Annotated in this window: 1 protein-coding gene and 1 pseudogene; both read right to left on the bottom strand. The window is 68.9% G+C overall.

The features are described 5' to 3' along the window. A partial coding sequence (locus tag AB1460_RS38205) for a hypothetical protein (RefSeq protein ID WP_368967488.1) occupies window positions 1-386 on the bottom strand: 386 nt, incomplete at its 3' end. 31 nt (window positions 387-417) lie between these two features. Continuing rightward, window positions 418-582: pseudogene (locus tag AB1460_RS38200) on the bottom strand (IS5/IS1182 family transposase); the annotation flags it as partial.

Below are 582 nucleotides of genomic sequence, written 5' to 3'. Positions count from 1 at the left end.
GGCAGGATAAACAGGCCGGGTTCGGGTTCGGTGAGGACGCCGCGGTCGACCAGCCGTTTCAGTTTCGCGCGCAGGCCCTCGACGTGGCGGGGTTCGGTGCCCGCACCCAGTGCCCGGCAGGCGTCCTTGGCGCGTAGCCCTTCGCCGTCCTGGGTGAACAGGGCGAGGACGTCCCGGTAGCCGTCGGGCAGAGGATCGGTGGGTGTGGGGGTGTCCTCGGTGGTCAGGTCCACCACGGTCTGATGGGTGATCTCCAGCCGTTCCAGGGTGTGTTCGGCGGCCGCGAGCTCGTCCCCGAGCCGGTTGATCTCTTCTCGGAGTTCGGTGACGGTCCGTCGGATCCGCGCACGCCGGTTCTCGATCTTCTCCAGCAGGTCGGCGCTCACGGTCTGACCTCTACCCCGGCCGGTGGGCCGTTCAGACCGGCGGGTCCCGCCAGGTCGGGGTAGAGCCGCGGGTCAGCCGGCGTGCCATCACCTCGACCATCGACCATCGGATCATCGCGACCGCGCTGGCGGGTTTCGTCTCGTAGTCCCGGGCCAGACGCCGGTGCAGCATGAAGATCCCGAAGGTCTGCTCGAC

Source organism: Parafrankia sp. FMc2 (genome assembly GCF_041008525.1).
Taxonomy (GTDB): domain Bacteria; phylum Actinomycetota; class Actinomycetes; order Frankiales; family Frankiaceae; genus Parafrankia.
Note: the sequence above shows the minus strand (reverse complement) of the source record. Positions and strands in the feature narration are given on the sequence as shown.